Raw genomic sequence first — 22779 nt, forward strand, 5'->3', positions numbered from 1 at the left:
CACACCTCATACTAATTTTGCTATACTAGCGCGCTTGGTAGACTAGGCGATCGCCGCTGCACACTGGCAACAGATGCGCAGGGGAGGAAAGTCCGGGCTACATAGGGCAGCGTGCCAGCTAACGGCTGGGCAGGGTAACTTGACGACAAGTGCAGCAGAGAGCAGACCGCCTTTGATGTCGCAAGACATTATCGGTAAGGGTGAAAGGGTGCGGTAAGAGCGCACCGCGTGAATGGCAACATCTCACGGCAGGGTAAACTCCACGCGTAGCAAGACCAAATAGGCATCGATATGGCGCGGCCCGCGTTCGATGCGGGTAGGTTGCTTGAGCGTATCAGCGATGGTACGCCTAGAGGAATGATCGTCCACGACAGAACCCGGCTTATCGGTCTACCAACTTTTTTGTTTTGCGGTTCGTTTTTATTGTTAGTATTATGCATATTTGCCGTTAATTTGAATGAAATGCGTCTTTTTCGCAAAAAATGCTAATTAGGGGTTGACGCAAGTCCTCTCTATCGGTATTATACCGAGCCTTAAATGGCGATGTAGCTCAGCTGGTTAGAGCGCACGACTCATAATCGTGAGGTCAAGAGTTCAAGTCTCTTCATCGCCACCATATTTAGTAAGACCAGCAGTAATAAAATGCCAATCATCTTATGATTGGTTTTTTTTTGCCTGATTTTTGCTTGCTGACAAAATCAACTTACTTTATAGCGGAAAACTGCTAGAATACCTTCGTATGCCTGCGCGTCATAAAAGTTAGTCATTTGCGCTGTGGGCATTTCAATTGCGGCAATACGGTATGTACTTAAACTGTCTCTTTTGGCGTATTGGCCAGAATGAGCTATAAGTATGTATTCGACGGTTGCCATCTGACAATATGTATATCCGTTATTCAATCCTCCATTATTTAGTAGGCGCTTTGTGACTGCATTAGCCAATATTCGTAACTTTTCTATTATTGCCCACATTGATCACGGCAAGTCGACCCTTGCTGACCGTTTTATTCAGATGTGCGGCGCGCTGCAAGATCGTGAAATGCAGGCGCAAGTCCTTGATTCTATGGACATTGAGCGTGAGCGCGGCATCACTATTAAAGCCCAGTCTGTGACCTTGTTTTATGACCATCCTAACGGTGAGCGTTATCAGCTAAACTTCATTGACACGCCCGGTCACGTCGATTTCTCCTATGAGGTCTCACGCTCATTAGCGGCTTGCGAAGGCGCGCTATTGGTGGTTGATGCCGCGCAAGGCGTCGAAGCACAGTCGGTCGCCAACTGTTATACCGCTGTTGATCAGGGCTTAGAGGTGATGGCAGTTTTAAATAAAATTGACTTGCCGCAAGTTGAGCCTGAGCGCGTGATTCAAGAGATTGAAGACATTATCGGGATTGATGCTGTTGATGCGCCGCGCGTCTCGGCAAAATCCGGTCTTGGAGTTGATAAATTACTAGAAGCCTTGGTTGAATTTATTCCTGCGCCAACGGGCGACCGTGATGCACCGCTACAGGCATTGATTATCGACTCATGGTTTGATAACTATCTGGGCGTGGTCTCTTTGGTGCGTGTGCGTGAAGGAACGATTAAAAAAGGCGATAAGCTGTATATTAAGTCGACCAAAGAGGCGCACTTAGTGGGCTCAATTGGTGTCTTTACCCCGAAACCTGTAGACACAGGTATTTTACAAGCGGGCGAAGTAGGCTTTGTTATTGCAGGAATCAAAGATATTGCTGGTGCGCCTGTTGGTGATACGATTACCCATGCCAGTACGCCTGATGTTGAGCGCATTCCTGGATTTAAGCAAATCACGCCGCAAGTTTATTCTGGTATGTTCCCAGTAGATTCTAGTGATTTTGAAAAATTCCGTGAAGCGCTGCAAAAACTACAGATTAATGATGCGTCGCTATACTTTGAGCCTGATACCTCTGATGCGCTCGGCTTTGGCTTTCGCTGTGGCTTCTTAGGTATGCTGCACATGGAGATTATCCAAGAGCGTTTAGAGCGTGAATATGACTTGGATTTAATCACCACCGCGCCGTCGGTTATTTATGAGATTGAAAAGAAAAATGGCGAAGTCATTTACGTAGATAATCCGTCAAGGTTGCCTGAACCAAATAATATCGAAGAGTTCCGTGAGCCAATTGCCCGCTGTCAGATTCTAGTGCCGCAAGATTACTTGGGTAACGTCATGACGCTATGCATTGAGCGCCGCGGCGTCCAAGTCGATATGCGTTTTATGGGCCGCCAAGTGCAGCTAATTTTTGATATTCCGATGGGCGAGGTGGTCATGGACTTCTTTGACCGCCTAAAATCAGTGTCGCGCGGATTTGCGTCGCTCGATTATAATTTTGAGCGTTACCAAGCTGATAAATTGGTCAAAGTTGACGTGTTGATTAACGGTGATAAAGTCGATGCCTTAGCGATGATAGTACACCAAGATCAAGCGCGTTTCCGCGGCAATCAGCTGGTCACTAAGATGAAAGAGCTGATTCCACGTCAGATGTTTGATGTGGCGATTCAAGCGGCGATTGGCAGTCAAATTATCGGTCGTAGTACCGTCAAAGCCATGCGTAAAGACGTCTTGGCTAAGTGTTATGGCGGTGACGTTTCGCGTAAGAAAAAGCTATTATCTAAGCAAAAAGCGGGTAAAAAACGTATGAAGCAAGTGGGTAACGTCGAGATTCCACAAGAAGCCTTCTTAGCCGTCTTGCAGGTTGATAATTAAACGTTCATTATCTTTTAAAAGATAAAAACACAGCAATATTTGGCATAGACAGCTTTACTGCAACCGTAGTCTGATTTTCAGCTCGTTAATAGGCAAATTCGTATGGATTTTGATTTTAATTTAATTTTAGTGCCATTAACCATTGGCCTAGGTATTATTTGGCTATTAGAGAAGCTGACGCTCAAACAGCGTAAAACCCGCGGTCGCGGTAAAGAAAGCTTACTGGTCCGTTGGGCGTATGATTTTTTCCCAGTGTTGGCGGTGGTGTTAATAGTGCGCTCGTTCTTGATTGAGCCGTTTAATATCCCTTCATCGTCGATGGTGCCGACTTTATACACGGGTGATTTTATCGCGGTCAATAAATACGCGTATGGCGTCCGTCTACCGCTGACTTATAATAAAGTGCTTGATACAGGCGCGCCTGAGCATGGCGATGTGGCCGTTTTCCGCTACCCAGAAAACCCAAGTATTTACTATATTAAGCGCGTGATCGGCCTGCCGGGCGATACCGTCAGTTATAATCAAGGGACGCTGGCAATTAATGATACGCCAGTTCCTACCAAAGCGATCAATTTTGATGCCGATGCTGAGCTGACCTCACAGCTATATCCAGCCGGACAAGTGGCACCCGGACAAGTCTTGACTGAAGACAATGCCATACGAATGGGGCAGCAAGAAGAAAGTCAAGCAAAGTACTTTGAAGAGATTCAAGGCGACAACAAACACTTGGTTCGCTATTTAGCGGATATGAATAGCTCGCAGTACGCACCGTTTTTACAGCAAGAGTCACCAGAAGTGGTCAGCTCTGAAGGCACAGAGTGGCGTATCAAAGTGCCAGAAGGTCATTACTTTGTAATGGGTGACAACCGCGATCGTAGTGCTGATGGGCGTTTTTGGGGTTTTGTTCCCGATGATAATTTAGCGGGTAAAGCGGTCTATATTTGGATGCATAAACCGCCCGGTCTTAACTTACCAACCTTTAAGCGTAATGGTAGTATTGATTGATATTATTGCTGCACTAAAGAATAATGCTGCGCTAAAGAATAATGTACCGATAATAGATTGTGCTAGTATTATGGCCAGCCAATGAAAGCCATCATATTAAAGGTTATATATAAGACAGTTTTTTAAATATGGCAGTTTACCTATAGCAACTTACCCCTTGAGGGGTCTTATGGTGCAGCAGTTATCTGGGTTGTCTTCGCAGCGCGGTGCTAGTGTAACGAGTGTCGTTTTTATTATTATCGTTTTGGGCGTGGCTGCTAAATTGCTCGTCGCTATTGCTCCAGCGCAAATTGGCGATTACCAATTAACAAAAACCTTAAGTGCGCAGCTTAAAGAGTCCAATACCAATAAAGAAACGGCCAAGCAGTTTGTAGAGCGCATGAATAAGCAGCTGTCTATTAACGCCGATTATGATACTAAAGCAGAAGAAGTGTTTACTTTCACCGATAAAAAACCAGGTCAGCTGGCTATTCATAAGAAGTATGAAACCACCAATAATTTTTTTGGTAATATCGATATCGTTAATCGCTTTGAAGGCGACATTGATGCTACTACTGCTGAATAATTTAACTATTAAAGCTTATATCTCAAAACTTAAAGCGTTAAAATCAAAGTAATAAAGTACTTTGTTATTTTTAATTTTCTAACCAATTTCTAAAACACTGGTATTGCATTATATTTACCACTGAAAAAAAGGGATACACACAGACCACGCATGAAACCAACTTCGCAGTCTCCTCAGGCGGTTCCCAATCCCCATAAAAATAGCGTGTCTGATGACACGCTTATTATTAGCGCAGAATTTATTCAACGGTTAGCGGTATTATCGCGCAAGTTGGGCTATGTGTTTAATGATTTAAGCTTGCCTAAACTGGCGCTTACCCATCGCTCCTTTGATAGTAAGAAAAACTATGAGCGCTTAGAGTTTTTGGGCGACGCATTATTAGGAATGATCGTCGGTGAAGCATTGTATCACCGCTATCCGACGCAAAATGAAGGCCGTCTGACGCGCATGCGGGCAACATTGGTACGGCAGGAATCGCTAGTGATTATTGCGCAAAACCTAGAGCTGTCTAATCATTTGATATTGGGCGTTGGTGAGCGTAAAGGCGGCGGGCGTAATCGTGCTTCCATCTTGGCAGATGCGGTAGAGTCATTGATAGGCGCTATTTATTTAGACAGTCAAGATATGGATATTACCCGTGCGTGCGTGCTATCGTGGTATGGTGATCTCATAGACAATGTCAGTGACCAAAAAGCGCTAAAAGACGCCAAGAGCCGTTTACAAGAATGGCTGCAATCTAAGCAGTTTGATTTGCCACATTATGAGCTGATGGAAACCCGTGGTAACGCTCCGCACCAAATCTTTGTGGTGCGCTGTCAGGTTAATATAAATAATTGTCCTGATATTACCGAATCTGGTGAAAGTCGCCGTATCGCTGAGCAAAAAGCGGCAGAATTAATGATTAATCAGCTACATAAACTGCCAGGACAGCCAAAAAGACGTACCTAGTTTTTTAAAGCTAATTTTTTAAAAACCATTTTACTTAATACTAAATTTAATAATTTCAAAAAACAATTTCAAGGAATTGTTTTTTGAAATAACTCATACTTTTAACATGATCAGTCTTATGCCGCTTTTCTTTAAACAATTAATAAGTGGCATCACTGATGACAACCTCCATAGGATTAATCCATGAGCAATCACCATGACTTGCCATTAAATAATGAAGATAATGCCAAAAATATGACCGAAAACCCAGATATGAGTTCAAGCCAAAGTGCGACTGTAGCAAAGGACGTTGAACAAAATAACGCCAGACTAAACGCTGCGAAGCTAACGGTTGATAGCTCGGAAGATGCTATGTTAGAGAATAACGCTATAGAAGATAACGTCCTAGAAAACGATCTGGCTATCGAAGAGTTCTTTTCATCAAATAACAATGCTCATGTCGCTGAAGATTTTAAAGCCGGTTATGTGGCGATTGTTGGTCGCCCAAATGTGGGTAAATCAACCTTAATGAACCATTTATTGGGTCAAAAGCTGTCTATCACGTCGCGTAAACCGCAAACCACCCGTCACCGTATTCACGGCATTTTGTCCAATGACGAGATGCAGGCGGTGTTTGTTGATACCCCAGGTATTCATCGCAATGAGGTACGCGCTATCAACGAGCGTATGAATAAAGCCGCGGTGTCAGCACTGGTAGATGTCGATTTGGTCTTATTTGTCGTTGATTCAGATCAGTGGCGTGACGACGATTTGTTAACCCTACAAAAACTTGGCGATACCAATCTGACCGTAGTATTGGTGATTAATAAAGCCGATACGCTAAAAGATAAAGGTAGTGTGTTACCGCTGATCGAAACGTTTAATGAAAGTTTTGATTTCGCTGATATCGTCCCTGTTTCTGCTTTAAAAAACCAAAACCTAGACCGTTTGCAAGAAGTGATAGCCTCGCATTTGCCAATCGCCGATCCTATCTATGATAGCGAGCAGATTACCGATCGCTCAGAGCGCTTTTTAGCCAGTGAAATTATTCGCGAAAAAATCATGCGTAGTGCCGGCGATGAAGTACCTTACGATTTGACGGTACAGATTGATGGTTTTAAAGACGAAGCGGCGCATATTGACCCAAAAACTGGTCGTCCGCGTAAAGCGGTCACTTTTATCGATGCGACCATTTATGTTGAGCGTAGCGGACAAAAAGCGATTGTCATTGGTGATAAGGGTCAGCGTATCAAACAGGTCGGCATGGATGCGCGTAAAGACATGGAACAGCTGTTTGATAAAAAAATCATGTTAACACTGTGGGTGAAAGTGAAACGCGGCTGGTCTGATGATGAGCGCGCTTTGACCAGTTTAGGATATTAAGCACGATTAAAAAAGCATGGTGGGTAGATGTTTACCGCCATGTATCTATATCACCACGGCTGAGGTAATAATCCATGCGTAATGAAGCGTTAATCGGTTATTTATTACATCAGCGCCCCTACCAAGAAAAGCGCGCTTTATACTATCTGTTTTCTCAGCAACATGGCGTCATCCATGGTGTTGGCAAAAAAGGTGCGCCGCTTTTTATGCCTTTGCAACTGTTTGCCAGCGGTAAACGCGATTTAAAAACATTCACGCAGATTAATATTGCGCCACTAAGTTCGATTCAAGATTCAGTGGCCCAAAATTCTCTAGTGGTAAAAGACAGTAACGTAAATCTAGCAGAGACGCTGCATCATGAAAATATCAGCGGCCAACATCAGTATGCAGCCTTGTATTTAAATGAAATACTGTGGCGACTATTACCCACCGAAGATCCCATGCCAATATTATGGCAACACTACCAAAATAGCCTACAGCAGCTTAAGCAGCCTTTAACTGCGAACGAGCTACGTTTGTGTTTGCGTCAGTTTGAAGCGTATTTGTTTAACGAATTGGGCTTTGCTTTAACCTTAAAACATGACAGTTTAGATCAAGCTATCGAGCTCGACACTTGGTACCGTTTTTTACCTGATGTGGGCTTAGTGCCTATTGTTCATGATGACGATGAGATAGCTATTACACAAAATATTTTTAAAGGTAATGAGATTTTATCGATGGCAGAGCAAGGTTTATCCACCTCAAATCTCAATGCATGGTCACGTTTGCATCGGCAATTGATTGACCATTTGCTCGATTATCAACCTTTACAAAGTCGCTTACTTTGGCAGCAGCAACAGCGCTATCAATCTTAACTTGAGCGTAAAGTACCAATATTTTACAAACTATTTTTTAGTAAATTACCCAAATATGAACAAAAGGATTTTTTTATGATTAATACAACAGTAAAGACTTCCAACTTAGCACAAACTTCAGAAAATGCCTTAAAAAAGCCTCTGTTAGGGGTAAATATTGATCATGTAGCGACATTACGTCAGGCTCGCGGCGTCAGTTATCCCAGTCCATTAGCAGCTGCTCTGCTATGTGAGCAAGCTGGAGCCGATGGTATCACCATTCATTTGCGTGAAGACCGCCGTCACATTCAAGACGCTGACGTTTATGAGATAGCTGAGCAGCTGACCACCAGAATGAACTTGGAGATAGCAGCAACGGCTGAGATGCTAGAGATTGCTCGTCAGGTTAAGCCTTTCTGGGTATGCTTAGTACCTGAAAAACGGGCAGAGTTGACGACAGAAGGCGGACTTGACGTTGCAGGGCAGGTAGCTTGGCTGACAGATTATGTTAGTAAATTACAAGCAGTCGGTATCAAGGTTTCTTTATTTATTGATCCAGAAGATAAGCAGATTGAAGCGGCAGTTAGCTGTGGGGCAAATGCAATTGAATTGCATACTGGTGCTTATGCTGAAGCGGGTTTAGCCGGTAATATCGATAGAATGAATGATGAGCTTGCTCGCATTAAGCAAGCTGTGCAAACCGCCCAACTTGCTAATCCCAAGCTTTTGGTTAATGCTGGTCATGGTTTGACACGTGATAATGTCCACGCTATTGCGCAAATTGATGGTATATATGAGCTAAATATCGGACACGCTCTTATTGCTGATGCTGTTTTTGTAGGATTAGAGCAAGCGGTTGTTATGATGAAGTCTGCTATGCGTCAAAATGTTTAAACACCTAATGTCGTAATTTCTATTGTCCACAATCAGTAGGGTGGCTTGCATTAGGCTTATAAGTAATGTCACCCCCTTGATTAAAAGAGATTTGATACATGGTATGATTATAGGTGGAGGTTGGACAGTACTTAATATGTCCGAAATGGCCGCGGGGTTTACCGCTATCGCCCCAGAATTTGGTGTAATGACGCTTATCTCCTACTCGTAAATACAAGGTACTATATTTAGGTTCTAAAGCTTGCTCTTCTAGCAGGTCATCAACTCCTAAGTCGAAGTTTTTATTGTCATTTGCATCTAAAAATAATAATAGCTTCTTATAGCTGTCTCTATGACATGTAGCGCCGTCATTAGAAAGGCAAACCAACAAGTTTTGTCTTCTAATGTGGCTTTCAGCTTTCGCCAACTTTAGCGTATTTTTAATTTGGCTCTCAATACGCTTTGCTTCCATGCTGGCGAGTTGCTGTAAGATATAAGGCGTCGCAATCATTAAGATAATAGCTAACACTGCGACTGTAACAATCAGCTCTATTAACGTAAAGCCATACCTATTACAAGCTTGAAAGTGGGTTTGCTTTCTTGACAATACTTTATATAATTCAATCATAAGAGACTGCTACCTATATAAGAGGTATGGCTATATAAGAAATACGAAAAATCGAACAACTTAAAGATCATGTCCAAATTTTAAAGATGTATAAAGCTGGCTTAATCTTTATGCAATGCATCTTATATAAGTCGAATAATGTTCACATTATTAAATATAAACCAAATATATGCCTACTGTCAAAGAATGTTTCAATTCGTGAATAAGGAGTTTTAGCAATAGAGAAAATTAACGTTTTGTATTAAAATATCTTGAAACAATAGATAGGATTCGTTTCATCATCTATTGCGACCTCACACACAAAAGATAAAAAGTGTAAAGTGTGTTAGTTGTCAGTAAGTTAAGCTGGCTAATGTGTTTTAGTTATGACATTATCGTGTAATAATGTGTAGCTGGTTAACGAAAAAAGTTGTAAACTGAATTGATAATAGCTAAGCTACTTCTTAATTGGTTTTGCTTTGTAATTTCAAATTCGTAAATGATGTCTGCTTTTGGCATCTTGAGATGCGGTTTTGCTTGACGCATTACTAAAATTATCCTTTGGAGGAAGTTCATGAAATTAAATAAAATTGCTTTGGCATTGTTTGCCATTACAGCGGCTCCACTAGCAGCAAACGCTGGTGTTACTATTAGCCCATTGTTACTTGGTTATCATTACAGTGAAGGCGCTGATGATGAGCAAGTCGAAATTATGGGTGACGGTAACGGAAATGGTTTTTATAAGGAAAACGGTCTTTATACTGGTGCAGCACTAGGTATCGAGCTAACTCCTTCTACTCAATTTCAAGTAGAATATGGTGTATCTAATACTGATGGTGTTGGTGTAAATAGAAATACTGGAAATGATGTTCCTGGTTCATTTGACGCTGAACAAGAAATGATTTCTGGTAACTTCTTGATCGGCTTTGAAGAATTCAGTGGTTATACTGACAATGCGTTCAAACCATATGCCTTGATTGGTGCTGGTCGTTCTAAGATTGAAGTTGAAGATGCTTCAGGTGATTTCGTTACTGGTTCAAAAGATACTATTGGTAACCTAGGCCTAGGTGCTATGTATCGTATCAATGACGCACTAAGCCTACGTGGTGAAGCTCGTGCGATTCATAACTTTGATAACAACTGGTGGGAAGGCATGGCTTTGGCTGGCCTAGAAGTTGTATTAGGTGGCCACTTAGCACCTACTGTTGCTGTACCGCCAATGCAAGAACCATTAGTTGATACAGCTCCAGTAGTGGTAGTTGAGTCTGATCTTGATTCTGACGGTGATGGCGTACCTGATAGCATCGATGCATGCCCAGGCACTCCAATGAACGTAGTAGTTGATGAGCGTGGTTGCCCAGTACCAGTAGATATTACTGATGAGCTAAAAATGGAGCTACGTGTATTCTTTGATAACGACAAATCAACTATCAAAAACCAATACAAACCTGAAATCGCTAAAGTAGCAGAGAAGATGCGTGAGTATCCTAACTCTACCGCTCGCGTTGAAGGTCACGCTTCTAAAACAGGTCCTTCAGCACGTTATAACCAACGTCTATCTGAAGCCCGTGCAGTTGCAGTTAAATCTATGTTGACTAACGAATTTGGTATCGAGCCAAACCGTCTATCAACAGTTGGCTATGGTTATGACCAACCAATCGCTGATAACAACACTGAAGAAGGTCGCGCTATGAACCGTCGTGTATATGCCATCATCACTGGTGACAAAACCATGACTGTTGAACAAACTAAAGATATGGTTGTTCAGTAAATAGTTGCTACTAATTATGTGTCAACTTAATTAGTTACAAAAAAAGTCATCCATTGGGTGGCTTTTTTTTATTTATGTAGTAAGAAAAGTAAGTTATTGCATAAATTGATGGCGCAATAATGTTATACTAGCGACCCAAACACTTTGTAAATTGACAAAGTGTACATTAGCATAGCTATCTGTACGATGGATTTATCAGCATAGGTATTTGATTTCGTTAATATTAAATTGCTGTACGTATTGTGCAATTATTTAATCCTAAGCCAATCATGTCTATCTGGTTGATGTTAACAGTTTATCCAGCGGTGCTTACTGCTACTGCATTTTTTTAAGACAAAACGAGCATTTTATATGGCGAACGATATCAAACACCTGCGTAACATTGCAATTATTGCCCACGTTGACCACGGTAAAACCACTTTGGTTGACAAGCTATTACATCAATCTGGTACTTTTGGCGATCGTGCAAACATTGCGGAACGCGCAATGGATTCAGGTGATATTGAGCAAGAACGTGGCATTACTATTTTAGCGAAAAATACGGCCATCCGCTGGACAGATGACACTGATGGTACTGAATACCGCATTAATATTGTCGACACCCCAGGTCACGCCGACTTTGGTGGCGAAGTTGAACGCGTTATGTCAATGGTTGACTGCGTATTATTGGTTGTTGACGGTGTTGATGGCCCAATGCCGCAAACCCGTTTCGTGACTCAAAAAGCATTTGAGCAAGGCCTAAAGCCGATTGTGGTTATCAATAAAATTGACCGTCCTGGTTCACGTCCTGATTGGGTAATGGATCAAATCTTTGATCTGTTTGACAATCTAGGCGCCACTGATGAGCAGTTGGATTTCCCAGTGGTTTATGCGTCAGCTTTAAACGGTATTGCCGGCTTAGAAGCCGACAACTTAGCGGATAACATGACACCCCTGTTCAAAACTATTGTTGATGTGGTACAGCCACCGCAAGTCGATGCAGATGCACCTTTCCGCATGCAAATCTCTAGTCTTGACTATAACAGCTTCGTTGGTGTTATCGGTATTGGCCGTATTCAGCGCGGTAAAGTTAAAACCAATACGCCTGTGACTGTGATTGATAAAAATGGTAAAACGCGTAATGGTCGTATCCTAAAAATTATGGGTTATCATGGCCTTGAGCGTATTGAAGTAGACGATGCGCAAGCGGGCGATATCGTTTGTATTACCGGTATTGATGCGCTAAATATATCAGACACTATTTGTGACCCTAACCACGTTGAAGCATTGCCAGCCTTGACTGTCGATGAACCAACGGTATCAATGAACTTTCAAGTAAACAATTCGCCATTCGCCGGTCGTGAAGGTAAATTTGTGACGTCACGTAATATTCGTGAGCGTCTTGAGCGTGAATTGATTCACAACGTGGCACTACGTGTAGAAGATACCGAGTCTCCAGATAAATTTAAAGTATCAGGTCGTGGTGAGCTGCATTTATCAGTATTGATCGAAAACATGCGCCGCGAAGGTTTTGAGCTTGGTGTATCAGGTCCAGAAGTTATCGTTAAAGAAGTAGATGGCAAGCTACAAGAGCCGTATGAAAACGTTGTTTTTGATATTGAAGACGCGCATCAAGGTCCAATTATGGAACAAGTCGGCTTGCGTAAAGGCGAGATGACCAATATGGAGCTTGATGGTAAAGGTCGTATGCGTATTGAAGCAACGATGCCTGCACGTGGTTTGATTGGTTTCCGTTCAGAGTTTTTAACCTTGACCTCGGGCACTGGTATCATGACTTCAAGCTTCTCACATTACGGTCCACAAAAGATTGGTGATGTTGGTGGTCGCTCAAACGGTGTATTGGTTTCTATGGCCAATGGTGTTTGCCTAGGTTTCGCCCTATTTAACCTACAAAAACGTGGTAAATTATTTGCTGAGCCACAGCTTGAAGTTTATGAAGGTATGATTGTTGGTCTAAACTCTCGTAATGATGATATGGTTGTTAATCCAACGACTGCTAAACAGTTAACCAACGTCCGTGCCAGTGGTACTGATGAAGCGTTGACGCTAACGCCAGCGGTTAAGTTTACCCTTGAGCAAGCGCTTGAATTCATTCAAGATGATGAGTTAGTAGAAGTAACGCCAAAAGCCATACGTCTGCGTAAGCGTTATTTGACTGAAAATGAACGTAAGCGTCATGGTCGCAAGAAAAACGCTTAATATCGATACGTAAATTACTTGGTAATTTATATTTTCAATATTAAAAAAGTACTCAAAGCTAATGGTTCATGATTAGCTTTGACATCGAAAATTAGCAATACAAGGTGAGCAAAGTAAAGTTCACTTTATATTGCTTTTTTTTGTGCTTGGTTTTCATATATAATAAAAATGATCTAATCAATAAGTGTTATTTATTTAGACAGGTTTAAAAAATCAATATCGGAAAATTCGATTCATTATCTATATAATAATCAATTAAACTTTCAAGGAGTGACATCATGAGTATGGTATCTGAGTTTAAGGAATTTGCTTTAAAAGGTAACGTAATGGACCTAGCGGTCGGTGTCATCATTGGTGGCGCTTTTGCGACCATCACGACTTCTTTAGTTGAAGATATTATTATGCCTATCGTTGCTTTTATTGCGGGCGGCGAAATTAATTTCAAAAACATGTTTTTTATATTAGGTGATGCGCCTGAAGGCGTTGCAATGACTTATGATGCACTTAAGGCAGCAGGTGTACCAGTGTTGGCTTATGGTAGCTTTATCACAGTGTTGATTAACTTCCTAATTTTGGCGTTTATCATCTTTATGATGGTAAAAATGGTTAATAGATTACGCCGTGCAGATGAAGTAGAAGAAGCGGTTGTAGAGCCGTCAGAAGAGGTGCGATTACTGCGTGAGATTAGCGCTAAACTGAGTAATACTCACCTTACAAAATAAAATCATATAATTCGCTCACCAGAATCAAAATAGGCTAACGATAAGTTAACCTATTGATGGTGTATCAAAAAGTATGCTGGGGTAATAAAGGAAGGGTGACAGCCGAAGCAAGATGATATATTTGAGGTTATGAAGACACAAATACAGATCAATTGCCCCGACTGTCACAGTCCCAGTTTTTCGATACATGGTATAAAAAGCTATGGCAAGCAGAATTATCAATGTAAGGACTGCAAACGCCAGTTTATTGGCGATCATGCGGTAACCTATAACGGCTGTCACTCTAGAATAGAAGATCTCATACGACTGATGACTGTCCGAGGTTGTGGTGTTAGAGACATAGCCGTTATAGCCAAGGTTAGTATTGGAAAAGTGCTTAGCACCATAGACTCATCCATTTACAAGATTGTACCTAAGAAGCGCTACTATGAACGCTTAGAGGTTGATGAGTTCTGGACTTACGTATATCGCAAGAAGCGTAAAGTTTGGCTTATTTATGCTTATGACCGTGCTACTAATGAGATTGTCGCTTATGTCTGGGGCAAACGTGACCTAAAAACGGCTAAGAAGTTAAGAGCCCGTCTTAAGCAACTTAAAGTGAGCTATGACTCTATTAGTATGGACAATTGGGACAGTTTCATAACGGCCTTTAAACCAGATAACAAACGAGTTGGCAAACAGCATACGGTAGGTATAGAAGGTAATAACTGCCGTCTTAGACACCGATTAAGACGATCGGTTAGAAAGACTTGTTGCTTCTCAAAAAAGCTTGATAATCACTTTAAAGTATTCGATCTGGTGTTCTTTTATGTCAATTATGGCTACGTCTGATGCCAGCATACTTTTTGACACACCACCAACCTATTTTATTAGCAATTGAAAAGCTCGAATCTTATCAATTATGGTGTCACTACCACATAGTCATTGGTATTAATCAGAATTTCTGAAGGACCATCGACTACAATGCGGACGACATTATTGTCAACGACTTGCGACTTATAATAGTTGTCTTCGGCAACTGTACAGCCTAGGCAGCGTCCCATGGCATTTCAAGGTTCAACGAATAATTTCTGCTGTGCTTGGTCGGCGTTACCGCCGATAAGCGAGAAGGGTAGGCTAACAAGATAAGCGGCGGTGCCTGCCACAGCGGTCACCAGCTGTAATGGTTTACCGACAATAGTATCAACTGCCATGGTATCATAAGAGGGGCCAAAATCCGTTTCATCGATTTCTATTGCTGCTAGAGCGGGCTGCATGCTAGCAAAAATCAAGCTTATGCTTGCCATCATGGTAAGTAGTTTATATTTAGCTGTGCGTTTCATTTTAGCTGGAGCGCTCATAATGATATCCTAAAACTCATAAGAAGTATGATTCATAGCTGCTGCTATTTCCATATAGGAATAATGCGACAACGATAGATATTAATAAGTATTCTTAATATCTTGCTTATATAAATACCTTGCACTATAAAAGACAGTATCAGCCCTATTAAAGCAAGATGTAAGTTAATAAGCAACAAAAATGCGCAGAATATCTTTATCTGCAAAAAATATTTCGAGTATATAGCTTCAGAACTGTACAGACTTTTTAAATCTTTATTTTGGAGCTATTTAGAAAATGCATCATTTGGTAGGCTGACAGTTAGGGCAGAAGACACTGGCACGCCCATTTAACTTAATATTTTCTAATAGCGTATCACAATTTGGACAGGTTTCGCCTTGTCTACCATAAACATTTAAGGTTTGCTGGAAGTAGCCGGTTTGACCGCTGGCAACGGTAAAATCGCGTAATGTGGAACCACCTAGCGTGATGGCCTTTTTTAAAATGGCTTTGATATGCTCAACCAAGATAACTATTTGCTCATGAGAAACTTCATTAGCTGGTGTTGCCGGATGAATACCTGATAAATAAAGGCTTTCAGTTGCATAAATATTACCAACGCCAACAACCACTTGCTGCTCCATAATTACTGATTTAATCGCGCGCTTGATAGGCTGCTTGTTATTGGTTTTGTTAGCTATGTTGTTATCCGAGGTTTGATTTGGATTGTCCGAGCGCTGTATTAAATGATATAAATAATCAGCGGTAAAGTCTGCTGATAATGGCTCCGGACCCAAATGACCTAAAAGCTTAGGACCGTAATCTTTAAACCATAGTACTGAACCAAATCGCCTCGGATCATAATAATGTAGCTGTGTTTGGCTATTATCAGCGCCGCTAAATGTCACTACTAAATGGTCATGTTTACGCTTATCGGTGCCATAGCTATGTTGCTGTAAGCTACCCGACATACCAAGGTGAATCAAAAGTTGACGCGGTGCTAAGCTATTTGGCTGAATAGAAGCGTTGGTATTAACAGAAGTGAGCGGTATAAAATTTAGGATTAAATACTTCGCTCGGCGCTCGACACTGTCCAAAGTATAATCAACCAGTTGGTTTAAATCATCGGGCATCGACCAGCGTAATTTTGGTTGAAAAACTTTGACATCGACCACTTGTTGACCTAATAAAGGTGTCAGGCTGGTTTTGGTAGTTTCTACTTCCGGCAACTCAGGCATAGTATTTCTTATCAGACTCTATTATATATAAAGGTTATCTACAAAAATTTTAAAGTTTAAGCTATCAAACAACAGCACGGCGAGCATGCAAGATACCATGTTGTTGCTCGAGCTTGGCCAGTAACTTAGACAAATGTGCCAGCCCTGAAACTTCAACATGAAACTTTAAAAAGGCGATATTGTCATCGTTACTGAGCGTTTCAACCTGACGAATATTGACGTTTTCTTTATCAATAATTTGGGTCAAATCACGCAATAACCCGCGCCTGTCATAGGCTTCGACATGGATATCTACCGGCTGATAACGACCAGCTTTAACTGTCCAAGCGGCTTCAATTTCGCGCTCAGGATCCCGTTCAATTAAGCGTAGGTATTCAGGGCAACCGCGGTTATGCACGCTGACGCCGCGCGATAAGGTAATGTAGCCTGCGATAGGTTCACCGTGGACAGGATGGCAGCAGCCCGCTAAATTAATCTCGATATTATCCAAACCATCGATACGAATTTTATAAGCGTCAAGTTTCCCCGCATTTCTTGTATCAATACTTGGGGTGAAATCTTCCTCAGGTTTTTCAGGCTCTAAATCTAACTGGCGAGAAATGTGACTGGTCAACTGATTAAGACTGATATCACCCGTGACCAAACCAACCACGATATCATCGGTATTATTGACGTTAAAATGCTGGATATAATCGTTTAAATCAATACTGTTTGGGTGCACCGATAAGCGCTCAAGCTCTTTACTGAGCATTTGGCGACCTATCTCGATATTTTTATCGCGGTCTTGCTTATTGAACCATTGACGCAGTTTTGAGCGCGCGCGGTTGGTATGGATATAACCGAGCGAGGCGACTAGCCAATCGCGATTGGGTTCGCGCGAGGCTTTGGTGATAATCTCAACTTGTTCGCCCGTTTTTAACTGGTAAGTCAGCGGCACATAGCGCTGATTGACGCGCGCCGCTTGCGCCCGATTACCGACTTGTGTATGTACATAATAAGCGAAGTCCAGTACCGTTGCGCCTTTTGGTAGTTCTGTAATATCGCCATCACGACTAAAGATATAAATACGCTCGAGCTCATCAAAATCAACCAACTGCTCATCATCGTCGAACTCGATTTCTTCTAATTCTTCGCCAGTCAGTAATGCTGAGCGCGGCTGATTACGCGTTTCGTTATTAATCGATAAGAGCTGACGTAATGAGCTGATTCTTTGGTTAAGGTAATTGTCCTTTTTATTTTTTAGCCCTTCTTTATAATTAACATGCGCACACATGCCAAGCTCGGCTTCAAAGTGCATTTCTTGAGTGCGAATTTGCACTTCTAGCGATTTATTTTCGGCAATAACGGCGGTATGAAGCGAGCGATAACCATTTGATTTTGGATTGGTAATATAATCGTCAAATTGCTCAGGGATATAGCGCCATAAACCGTGTACCAAGCCCAAAACGTGATAGCAATCTGAAGGATTATTGACCAAGACCCGTAGGGCGCGAATGTCATATAGCTGATCAAAGGATAAACCTTTGAGCTTCATTTTTCGGTAAATAGAATAAATATGCTTGACGCGGCCTGAAACTTCGCCTTCGATACCCGCTTCTGCCAACGCTTCATTGAGCTTATCTTGCACACGCTGAATATAAGACTCACGTTCGCTGCGTTTTTCTGATAACAGTTTGGCAATCTCTTTATAACGCTCAGGCGCCAGATAGCGAAAGGCTAAGTCTTCAAGCTCCCATTTTAATTGGGCAATGCCCAGTCTGTGAGCCAATGGCGCATAAATGGTCATAACCTCACGCGCGACCCGATATTGTCGTTCTTCACCAGAAAAAGTCAGTTCGCGCATGGCAAAGGTACGCTCAGCCAGTTTAATCAGCACCACGCGGACATCGTTGGTCACAGAGATGAGCATACTATAAATGTTGGAGAGCTGATCACGCTGATTATTAACGAAATGGTCTTCTAAGCGTTTATTGCTTTCGATTATTTCTGACAGTTTTCCCATCGCCAAGGTATCTTTAACCAAGGTTGAGATATCGGCGCCGAATTTTTTTTCAATTTCCGCGAGGCTAATAATCGATTTGCGGGCGCTACGATAGAGCATCGCGGCGACAAGCGCATTTTCATCTTGATAAAGGTAAGTCAAGATATCGGTCATGGCAATACCGGTGACGTAAGCGCCTGAACGCTCAGATTCACTGGTATTCATATGACTGCGGATAAATTCGCAAGCGCTAGCAAGATTGGGCACAGACTCTTGCCCGATACGCTTGGCAACATTATCCAGCCAAGTAGGGACGTCGATATTTATCTGATCTAAATCAATGGCTTCTAGTTCTTGTGCCGAAAGCGCATTGGCATCATCCAGCAGTTGATTGTCTAAATACTCATCTTCGAGGTTGGGGTCATGGCTGTGATAAGCATACTGCGCGGAGCGATCAAAGGTGGTATGCAGTTTATGAGTGGACAGCTGATATTTGATATCGTGTGGAATTTGGGCATAGCTATTGGCAGACTGATGAGAGCGTTGGCTCGCGACCAGTTGTGCGGCCAATGTTGCGCTATCGGCTTGCGTGGTTTGTCCATCTACCAGCGGTAGCCCTTCACGAATTTTTACCATAGCCCACTCCTCTTAGCTATTCTAAATTGATTAAAAGCCCATTTACCAACCACACTTTTAGGTTTCCATAGGTAAAGTGTCAGCTATAAATCAATTCAGCCGCTAAAAAATCCATTTCTAGCAGCTATAAAATGACAGACATAAATAATATATAAAGCGCTGAGTAAGGATAAAGGATACTCACGATATCTTGTTGAAGAAAGCCTAAATACATTGGCTGTTATTATCTCATTTCACAATGACAAATCAAGCAAGGCTCTGTAATGATAATGTCGCTTTCGATAACATAACGCCTGTTTAACCCTGGCATTTAAGCCACTTTATCTAAAGTAATAGGGTCAAAAAGGTTGTGCTTATTTATACCTGTCATACGTTGTTTTCATACTATAGCGTAGCGTGTGTTAAAACACGCTGCGCTACAATATGTTTTTTTAAACCTCTTATTTTAAAATATCAGCACTACTAAAGCTGACGCTAAACTGCAACTTTCTCAAAGCGTGCGATTGATTCGACGTGACCGGTATGACAGAACATATCCATCACGCCTGCATGCGTCAAACGATAACCTTGCTCTAACAAAGCTTTGGTATCGCGGGCGAGTGTAGCAGGGTTACAAGAGACATAGACAATACGCTCGGCATTAAACTTCGGCAGATACTGCATAATCTCCCACGCGCCCGAACGCGGTGGGTCAATGAGTAGCGCGTCAAAGCCTTGATTGGCCCAAGGTTTATCGGTGCAATCTTGCGTTAAATCTTGGCTATAAAACTCCGTATTAGTAATGCCATTGCGGCGTGCATTATCGGCCGCGCGGGCAGTCATGGCTTCACTGCCTTCGACGCCGACCACCGCCCCAGTTTCGCCGACCAAACGCGCGAGTGGTAAGCTAAAGTTACCCAAACCACTGAATAAATCGAGCACCCGCTCACCCGCTTTTAAGTCTAACAAATCACAAGCAAGCTTGGTCATTTGACGATTGACCGATAAATTAACTTGAGTAAAGTCGGTTGGGATAAATTCAAAGGTCAAATCATACTCAGGCAATTGATAATATAAGCGCCCAAACTGCTCAGTCATATCGTCATGCTCAGCTAAGGCAATACGCTGAATGCTATCGGCGCCTTTTGATTGTAAATAGAGCTGCCAATTACGCGCTGCGAAGAAGGTTTTTAATTTTTCAATATCCGCATCTGACAAGGGTGACAAGTTACGTACAATCAGTGCAACCGGCTGATTACCATCAGGTAGCTCTGGCAGCGTTTCACCCATGGCTAATTCAAGCTGAGCAATCTTGTCACGACTCTCAAGCGTGCTGATAAGCGCTTTTAGATTCTCAATTTCAAAGCCAATACGTGGGTCTAAGATATGACACTCATTTAATTCCGCTAAGAAGTTACTTGAGCGCTCACGGAAACCCACCAAGGCGGTTTCTTTTTTGGCGACATAACGCACGCCGAGCCGCGCTTTGGTACGGTAACCTAAGCGATCGCCAACCACGGGCGCGAGCCAATGCTCTGGTTCAACATTGGCTTGATGCATAAGCAATTCAGCGAGTACCGATTGCTTAAAGTTGATTTGACCATCAGGCTGCCAATGTTGCAAGTTACAGCCACCGCAAACACCGAAATGCGGGCAGGGCGCTACAGCACGCTCAGGGTTTGGATTGGCAGTAATGCTCACCGCATCGCCTTCTTCAAAACTGCTACGGCTATTGGTGATTTTGACTAAGGCGCTTTCACCCGGTAATGCAAAGCTGACAAAAATCTTTTTGCCGTGTTTGTCTTCGATATGACCGTCGGCTTCACCGAAACCATTGCCATAAATAGCAACGCCGCGACCGTCATGCGATAAGCCATCTATTTTAAAGGGTAATGGCTCAGCATCTTTTAAACGGCGACGGGTTTTTGATGAGGGCTTAGATTTTTTCTTACTTGGCGGCATAGTAATGGTCTGAGTCTCGTCTGGCGGTTGGTTGGCGTTTAGAGTGGTAGAATCTTTTGGGTCGGTGGGCTGCATAAACCTGCCTTAATAATAAATAATAAGCAATAAAGGGTAAATAACTAAAAATAAGGGCGAGACGTTAGCTGTTAAAACAAAACGTCATCTTTATAAAGACGCTTTTATGAAAACGCTCGTTAGATAAAAATTTCTGCTATGGCGCAGGCGCAGAGGACCAATCAGCAATAAACTCATGATGGCGAGGACTGCCATCTGCTTGGGTATAACTTGCTAAATAATCACGGCTTTGCTGCTGCCACGCCTCAAAATCTGGTGAGGACAATTGCCCTGTCAATCGCAGCCAGCGCAAATAAATCAGCCAAGTATTCATCACATCAGATTCGCAATATATTGACAACGTTTGCCAATCATCATTGCTGACCAACTCGCCAACCATACTGCCATCGACATCGGTTTTACCTGGCAAGCCATAAAGACTGGCGACGATATCCATGGCTTCGCGGCGGCTGGCACCGTATTGGCTAAATCTGTCCATCAAATCAAGATGACGACTGTGGAAGCGATTAACGTAATTATCAAAGCGCATGTTTTTGATACGCTCGCCTTCTTCAAATAACCACGGCGCCGATAAGTCATACTGCATGGCGCGATAAATAAGCACCGGAATATCAAAGCCTGAGCCGTTCCAGCTAATCAATTGTGGCAGCTTTTCAAGGTCACTGAACGCGCGAAAAAATTTGCTTAAAATGTCTTTTTCGCTAAACTTATCGGCGGTCAAAGAAAACAGGGAAAATTTGCCGTCTTTAATATAGAGCGCAGAGATACAGACAATACGCTGCAAGGGCAAACGCATAAAATCGTGACTTGCTTCTTGGACACGCAGCGCTGTCAATGCGCTTAAAGCATCGGCATCGTTTAGCTCAGCCAACTGCGGATAGATACGGCGGGCAGCCTCGGTATCGGCAACCGTTTCAATATCAAAGACCAAGATAGGTTTGGACGAAAGGGCGTTTGACATACATAATCCTGCCTATTTATAAGCTTATGGGGTGGCGTTATCCGTGCTATCGTTAGCGTCATTCACATTATATAGGCCCGTCGATAAATAACGATCACCGCGGTCGCAAACGATAAAAGCAATCACGGCATCAGGATTTGCTTTTGCGACTTCGGTAGCGGCCCATGCCGCTGCGCCTGATGACACACCAGCAAAAATACCTTCAGTTTTCGCCAATTTACGCATATAAACTTCGGCGACCCGCTGATCAACATCCATGATGTCATCAACCAAATCTGCTTCAAAAATACCAGGCATATAAGCGGCAGGCCAGCGGCGGATGCCAGCGATAGATGCTTCTTCGTCAGGTTGTAGACCGATGACTTTAATGTCAGGGTTTTGCTCTTTAAGATATTGCGCAACGCCAGTGATAGTACCTGTGGTGCCCATCGAGCTGATAAAATGGGTGATTTTACCGTCCGTTTGCGCCCACAGCTCAGGGCCGGTGGTCAAATAGTGCGCTTGTTTATTATCAGGATTGTTAAACTGATCGAGTACAATACCTTTACCATCGGCTTGCATTTGCAGCGCCATATCACGCGAAGCTTCTATGCCTTCGTCCACCTCGATAAGCGTCGCACCATAAGCGGCCATCGCATCTTTACGCTCTTGGGTCGAGTTGGTTGGCATAAATAGGGTGATTGGATAGCCACGCATCGCCGCCACCATCGCCAAAGCAATGCCCGTATTGCCGCTGGTCGCTTCAATGAGCATATCGCCAGGTTTAATATCACCGCGCTGCTCAGCTTGATAAATCATATTAAAGGCCGGACGGTCTTTTACCGAGCCAGCAGGATTATTGCCTTCGAGTTTGGCGAGCAATACCGCGCCATTGGCAATCTGCTCTTGCTCAGGCAGGCGATTCAATTTGACCAAAGGCGTCTTACCCACGCAATCGGCAAGGTCAGTGATTTGCGTAATAAAATTGGCGTTTGACTGGGCCGTAGCGGACATAAGGTATCCTTATCGATTATTAGTT

The 22779-nt window shown here is 42.8% G+C and carries 19 protein-coding genes, 1 tRNA gene and 1 other RNA gene; 13 read left to right on the plus strand and 8 right to left on the minus strand.

The annotated features are described in order from the left end of the window. Positions 1–34: 34 nt before the first annotated feature. The 9 genes from rnpB to pdxJ all read left to right on the plus strand — a co-directional run bounded on the left by rnpB (position 35) and on the right by pdxJ (position 8331). Positions 35–401, plus strand: an RNA gene (gene rnpB, locus RAH45_RS02215) — RNase P RNA component class A. 138 nt (positions 402–539) lie between these two features. Continuing rightward, positions 540–616 (plus strand) — tRNA-Met (locus RAH45_RS02220). A 308-nt stretch (positions 617–924) separates the two neighbouring features. Further along, on the plus strand, positions 925–2724 hold the full coding sequence (gene lepA, locus RAH45_RS02225) for a translation elongation factor 4 (RefSeq protein WP_068405877.1): 1800 nt from the start codon (positions 925–927) through the stop codon (positions 2722–2724). Positions 2725–2826: 102 nt separating this feature from the next. After that, entirely contained in the window at positions 2827–3729 is a 903-nt protein-coding gene (gene lepB, locus RAH45_RS02230) for a signal peptidase I (RefSeq protein ID WP_102077325.1), read from the plus strand. Between the two features lie 169 nt (positions 3730–3898). After that, positions 3899–4294 (plus strand): DUF4845 domain-containing protein, encoded by a 396-nt coding sequence (locus RAH45_RS02235; protein ID WP_102077326.1) that lies wholly within the window; start codon positions 3899–3901, stop codon positions 4292–4294. A 150-nt stretch (positions 4295–4444) separates the two neighbouring features. Then, positions 4445–5242, plus strand: coding sequence for a ribonuclease III (gene rnc / locus RAH45_RS02240; protein ID WP_102077327.1), 798 nt, complete (start codon positions 4445–4447; stop codon positions 5240–5242). A gap of 369 nt (positions 5243–5611) precedes the next feature. Then, positions 5612–6604 carry a GTPase Era gene (gene era / locus RAH45_RS02245; protein ID WP_373429179.1) on the plus strand — a complete coding sequence of 331 codons (993 nt, stop codon included), beginning with the start codon at positions 5612–5614 and terminating at the stop codon, positions 6602–6604. A gap of 74 nt (positions 6605–6678) precedes the next feature. Next, positions 6679–7458: a DNA repair protein RecO gene (locus RAH45_RS02250; RefSeq protein ID WP_102077329.1), complete on the plus strand. Its 780-nt coding sequence runs from the start codon at positions 6679–6681 to the stop codon at positions 7456–7458. Between the two features lie 75 nt (positions 7459–7533). Beyond that, a complete protein-coding gene (gene pdxJ / locus RAH45_RS02255; RefSeq protein ID WP_102077330.1) occupies positions 7534–8331 on the plus strand; it encodes a pyridoxine 5'-phosphate synthase in 798 nt (265 codons plus the stop codon). A 19-nt stretch (positions 8332–8350) separates the two neighbouring features. On the opposite strand, the gene RAH45_RS02260 is transcribed toward pdxJ, so the two are convergent. After that, entirely contained in the window at positions 8351–8938 is a 588-nt protein-coding gene (locus tag RAH45_RS02260; RefSeq protein WP_102077331.1) for a pilus assembly FimT family protein, read from the minus strand. A gap of 553 nt (positions 8939–9491) precedes the next feature. On the opposite strand from RAH45_RS02260, the gene RAH45_RS02265 reads away from it, so the two are divergent. The 4 genes from RAH45_RS02265 to RAH45_RS02280 all read left to right on the plus strand — a co-directional run bounded on the left by RAH45_RS02265 (position 9492) and on the right by RAH45_RS02280 (position 14440). Beyond that, positions 9492–10688, plus strand: a complete 1197-nt coding sequence (locus RAH45_RS02265; RefSeq protein ID WP_102077332.1) for an OmpA family protein — start codon at positions 9492–9494, stop codon at positions 10686–10688. 351 nt (positions 10689–11039) lie between these two features. Then, positions 11040–12887, plus strand: a complete 1848-nt coding sequence (gene typA / locus RAH45_RS02270; RefSeq protein ID WP_102077333.1) for a translational GTPase TypA — start codon at positions 11040–11042, stop codon at positions 12885–12887. A 278-nt stretch (positions 12888–13165) separates the two neighbouring features. After that, positions 13166–13609 carry a large conductance mechanosensitive channel protein MscL gene (gene mscL / locus RAH45_RS02275; RefSeq protein ID WP_102077334.1) on the plus strand — a complete coding sequence of 148 codons (444 nt, stop codon included), beginning with the start codon at positions 13166–13168 and terminating at the stop codon, positions 13607–13609. Positions 13610–13738: 129 nt separating this feature from the next. Further along, on the plus strand, positions 13739–14440 hold the full coding sequence (locus RAH45_RS02280; protein ID WP_306495445.1) for an IS1 family transposase: 702 nt from the start codon (positions 13739–13741) through the stop codon (positions 14438–14440). Positions 14441–14508: 68 nt separating this feature from the next. On the opposite strand, the gene RAH45_RS02285 is transcribed toward RAH45_RS02280, so the two are convergent. From RAH45_RS02285 to cysM, 7 genes are all read right to left on the minus strand, one after another. Further along, positions 14509–14652, minus strand: a complete 144-nt coding sequence (locus RAH45_RS02285; protein ID WP_228706588.1) for a hypothetical protein — start codon at positions 14650–14652, stop codon at positions 14509–14511. A gap of 6 nt (positions 14653–14658) precedes the next feature. Continuing rightward, on the minus strand, positions 14659–14949 hold the full coding sequence (locus RAH45_RS02290) for a hypothetical protein (RefSeq protein WP_228706589.1): 291 nt from the start codon (positions 14947–14949) through the stop codon (positions 14659–14661). 282 nt (positions 14950–15231) lie between these two features. Next, positions 15232–16167: a bifunctional DNA-formamidopyrimidine glycosylase/DNA-(apurinic or apyrimidinic site) lyase gene (gene mutM, locus RAH45_RS02295; RefSeq protein WP_102077335.1), complete on the minus strand. Its 936-nt coding sequence runs from the start codon at positions 16165–16167 to the stop codon at positions 15232–15234. 64 nt (positions 16168–16231) lie between these two features. Then, complete coding sequence (locus RAH45_RS02300; RefSeq protein ID WP_068403961.1) at positions 16232–18784, minus strand: RelA/SpoT family protein; 2553 nt, start codon at positions 18782–18784, stop codon at positions 16232–16234. Between the two features lie 474 nt (positions 18785–19258). Then, positions 19259–20800 carry a 23S rRNA (uracil(1939)-C(5))-methyltransferase RlmD gene (gene rlmD / locus RAH45_RS02305; RefSeq protein ID WP_306495446.1) on the minus strand — a complete coding sequence of 514 codons (1542 nt, stop codon included), beginning with the start codon at positions 20798–20800 and terminating at the stop codon, positions 19259–19261. A gap of 136 nt (positions 20801–20936) precedes the next feature. Then, positions 20937–21761 (minus strand): 3'-5' exonuclease, encoded by an 825-nt coding sequence (locus RAH45_RS02310; RefSeq protein ID WP_102077337.1) that lies wholly within the window; start codon positions 21759–21761, stop codon positions 20937–20939. A gap of 24 nt (positions 21762–21785) precedes the next feature. Next, positions 21786–22754 carry a cysteine synthase CysM gene (gene cysM / locus RAH45_RS02315; RefSeq protein ID WP_102077338.1) on the minus strand — a complete coding sequence of 323 codons (969 nt, stop codon included), beginning with the start codon at positions 22752–22754 and terminating at the stop codon, positions 21786–21788. Between the last annotated feature and the right edge of the window lie 25 nt (positions 22755–22779).

Source organism: Psychrobacter sp. van23A (assembly GCF_030845275.1).
In the GTDB taxonomy this organism is placed as follows: domain Bacteria; phylum Pseudomonadota; class Gammaproteobacteria; order Pseudomonadales; family Moraxellaceae; genus Psychrobacter; species Psychrobacter faecalis.

Bases quoted from the DNA above. Each gene is read 5' to 3' on its own strand.
- lepB (WP_102077325.1), top strand. From the start codon at position 2,827: ATGGATTTTGATTTTAATTTAATTTTAGTGCCATTAACCATTGGCCTA.
- RAH45_RS02235 (WP_102077326.1), top strand. From the start codon at position 3,899: ATGGTGCAGCAGTTATCTGGGTTGTCTTCGCAGCGCGGTGCTAGTGTA.
- rnc (WP_102077327.1), top strand. From the start codon at position 4,445: ATGAAACCAACTTCGCAGTCTCCTCAGGCGGTTCCCAATCCCCATAAA.
- RAH45_RS02250 (WP_102077329.1), top strand. From the start codon at position 6,679: ATGCGTAATGAAGCGTTAATCGGTTATTTATTACATCAGCGCCCCTAC.
- pdxJ (WP_102077330.1), top strand. From the start codon at position 7,534: ATGATTAATACAACAGTAAAGACTTCCAACTTAGCACAAACTTCAGAA.
- RAH45_RS02260 (WP_102077331.1), bottom strand. From the start codon at position 8,938: ATGATTGAATTATATAAAGTATTGTCAAGAAAGCAAACCCACTTTCAA.
- RAH45_RS02265 (WP_102077332.1), top strand. From the start codon at position 9,492: ATGAAATTAAATAAAATTGCTTTGGCATTGTTTGCCATTACAGCGGCT.
- typA (WP_102077333.1), top strand. From the start codon at position 11,040: ATGGCGAACGATATCAAACACCTGCGTAACATTGCAATTATTGCCCAC.
- mscL (WP_102077334.1), top strand. From the start codon at position 13,166: ATGAGTATGGTATCTGAGTTTAAGGAATTTGCTTTAAAAGGTAACGTA.
- RAH45_RS02280 (WP_306495445.1), top strand. From the start codon at position 13,739: ATGAAGACACAAATACAGATCAATTGCCCCGACTGTCACAGTCCCAGT.
- RAH45_RS02285 (WP_228706588.1), bottom strand. From the start codon at position 14,652: ATGGGACGCTGCCTAGGCTGTACAGTTGCCGAAGACAACTATTATAAG.
- RAH45_RS02290 (WP_228706589.1), bottom strand. From the start codon at position 14,949: ATGAGCGCTCCAGCTAAAATGAAACGCACAGCTAAATATAAACTACTT.
- mutM (WP_102077335.1), bottom strand. From the start codon at position 16,167: ATGCCTGAGTTGCCGGAAGTAGAAACTACCAAAACCAGCCTGACACCT.
- RAH45_RS02300 (WP_068403961.1), bottom strand. From the start codon at position 18,784: ATGGTAAAAATTCGTGAAGGGCTACCGCTGGTAGATGGACAAACCACG.
- rlmD (WP_306495446.1), bottom strand. From the start codon at position 20,800: ATGCAGCCCACCGACCCAAAAGATTCTACCACTCTAAACGCCAACCAA.
- RAH45_RS02310 (WP_102077337.1), bottom strand. From the start codon at position 21,761: ATGTCAAACGCCCTTTCGTCCAAACCTATCTTGGTCTTTGATATTGAA.
- cysM (WP_102077338.1), bottom strand. From the start codon at position 22,754: ATGTCCGCTACGGCCCAGTCAAACGCCAATTTTATTACGCAAATCACT.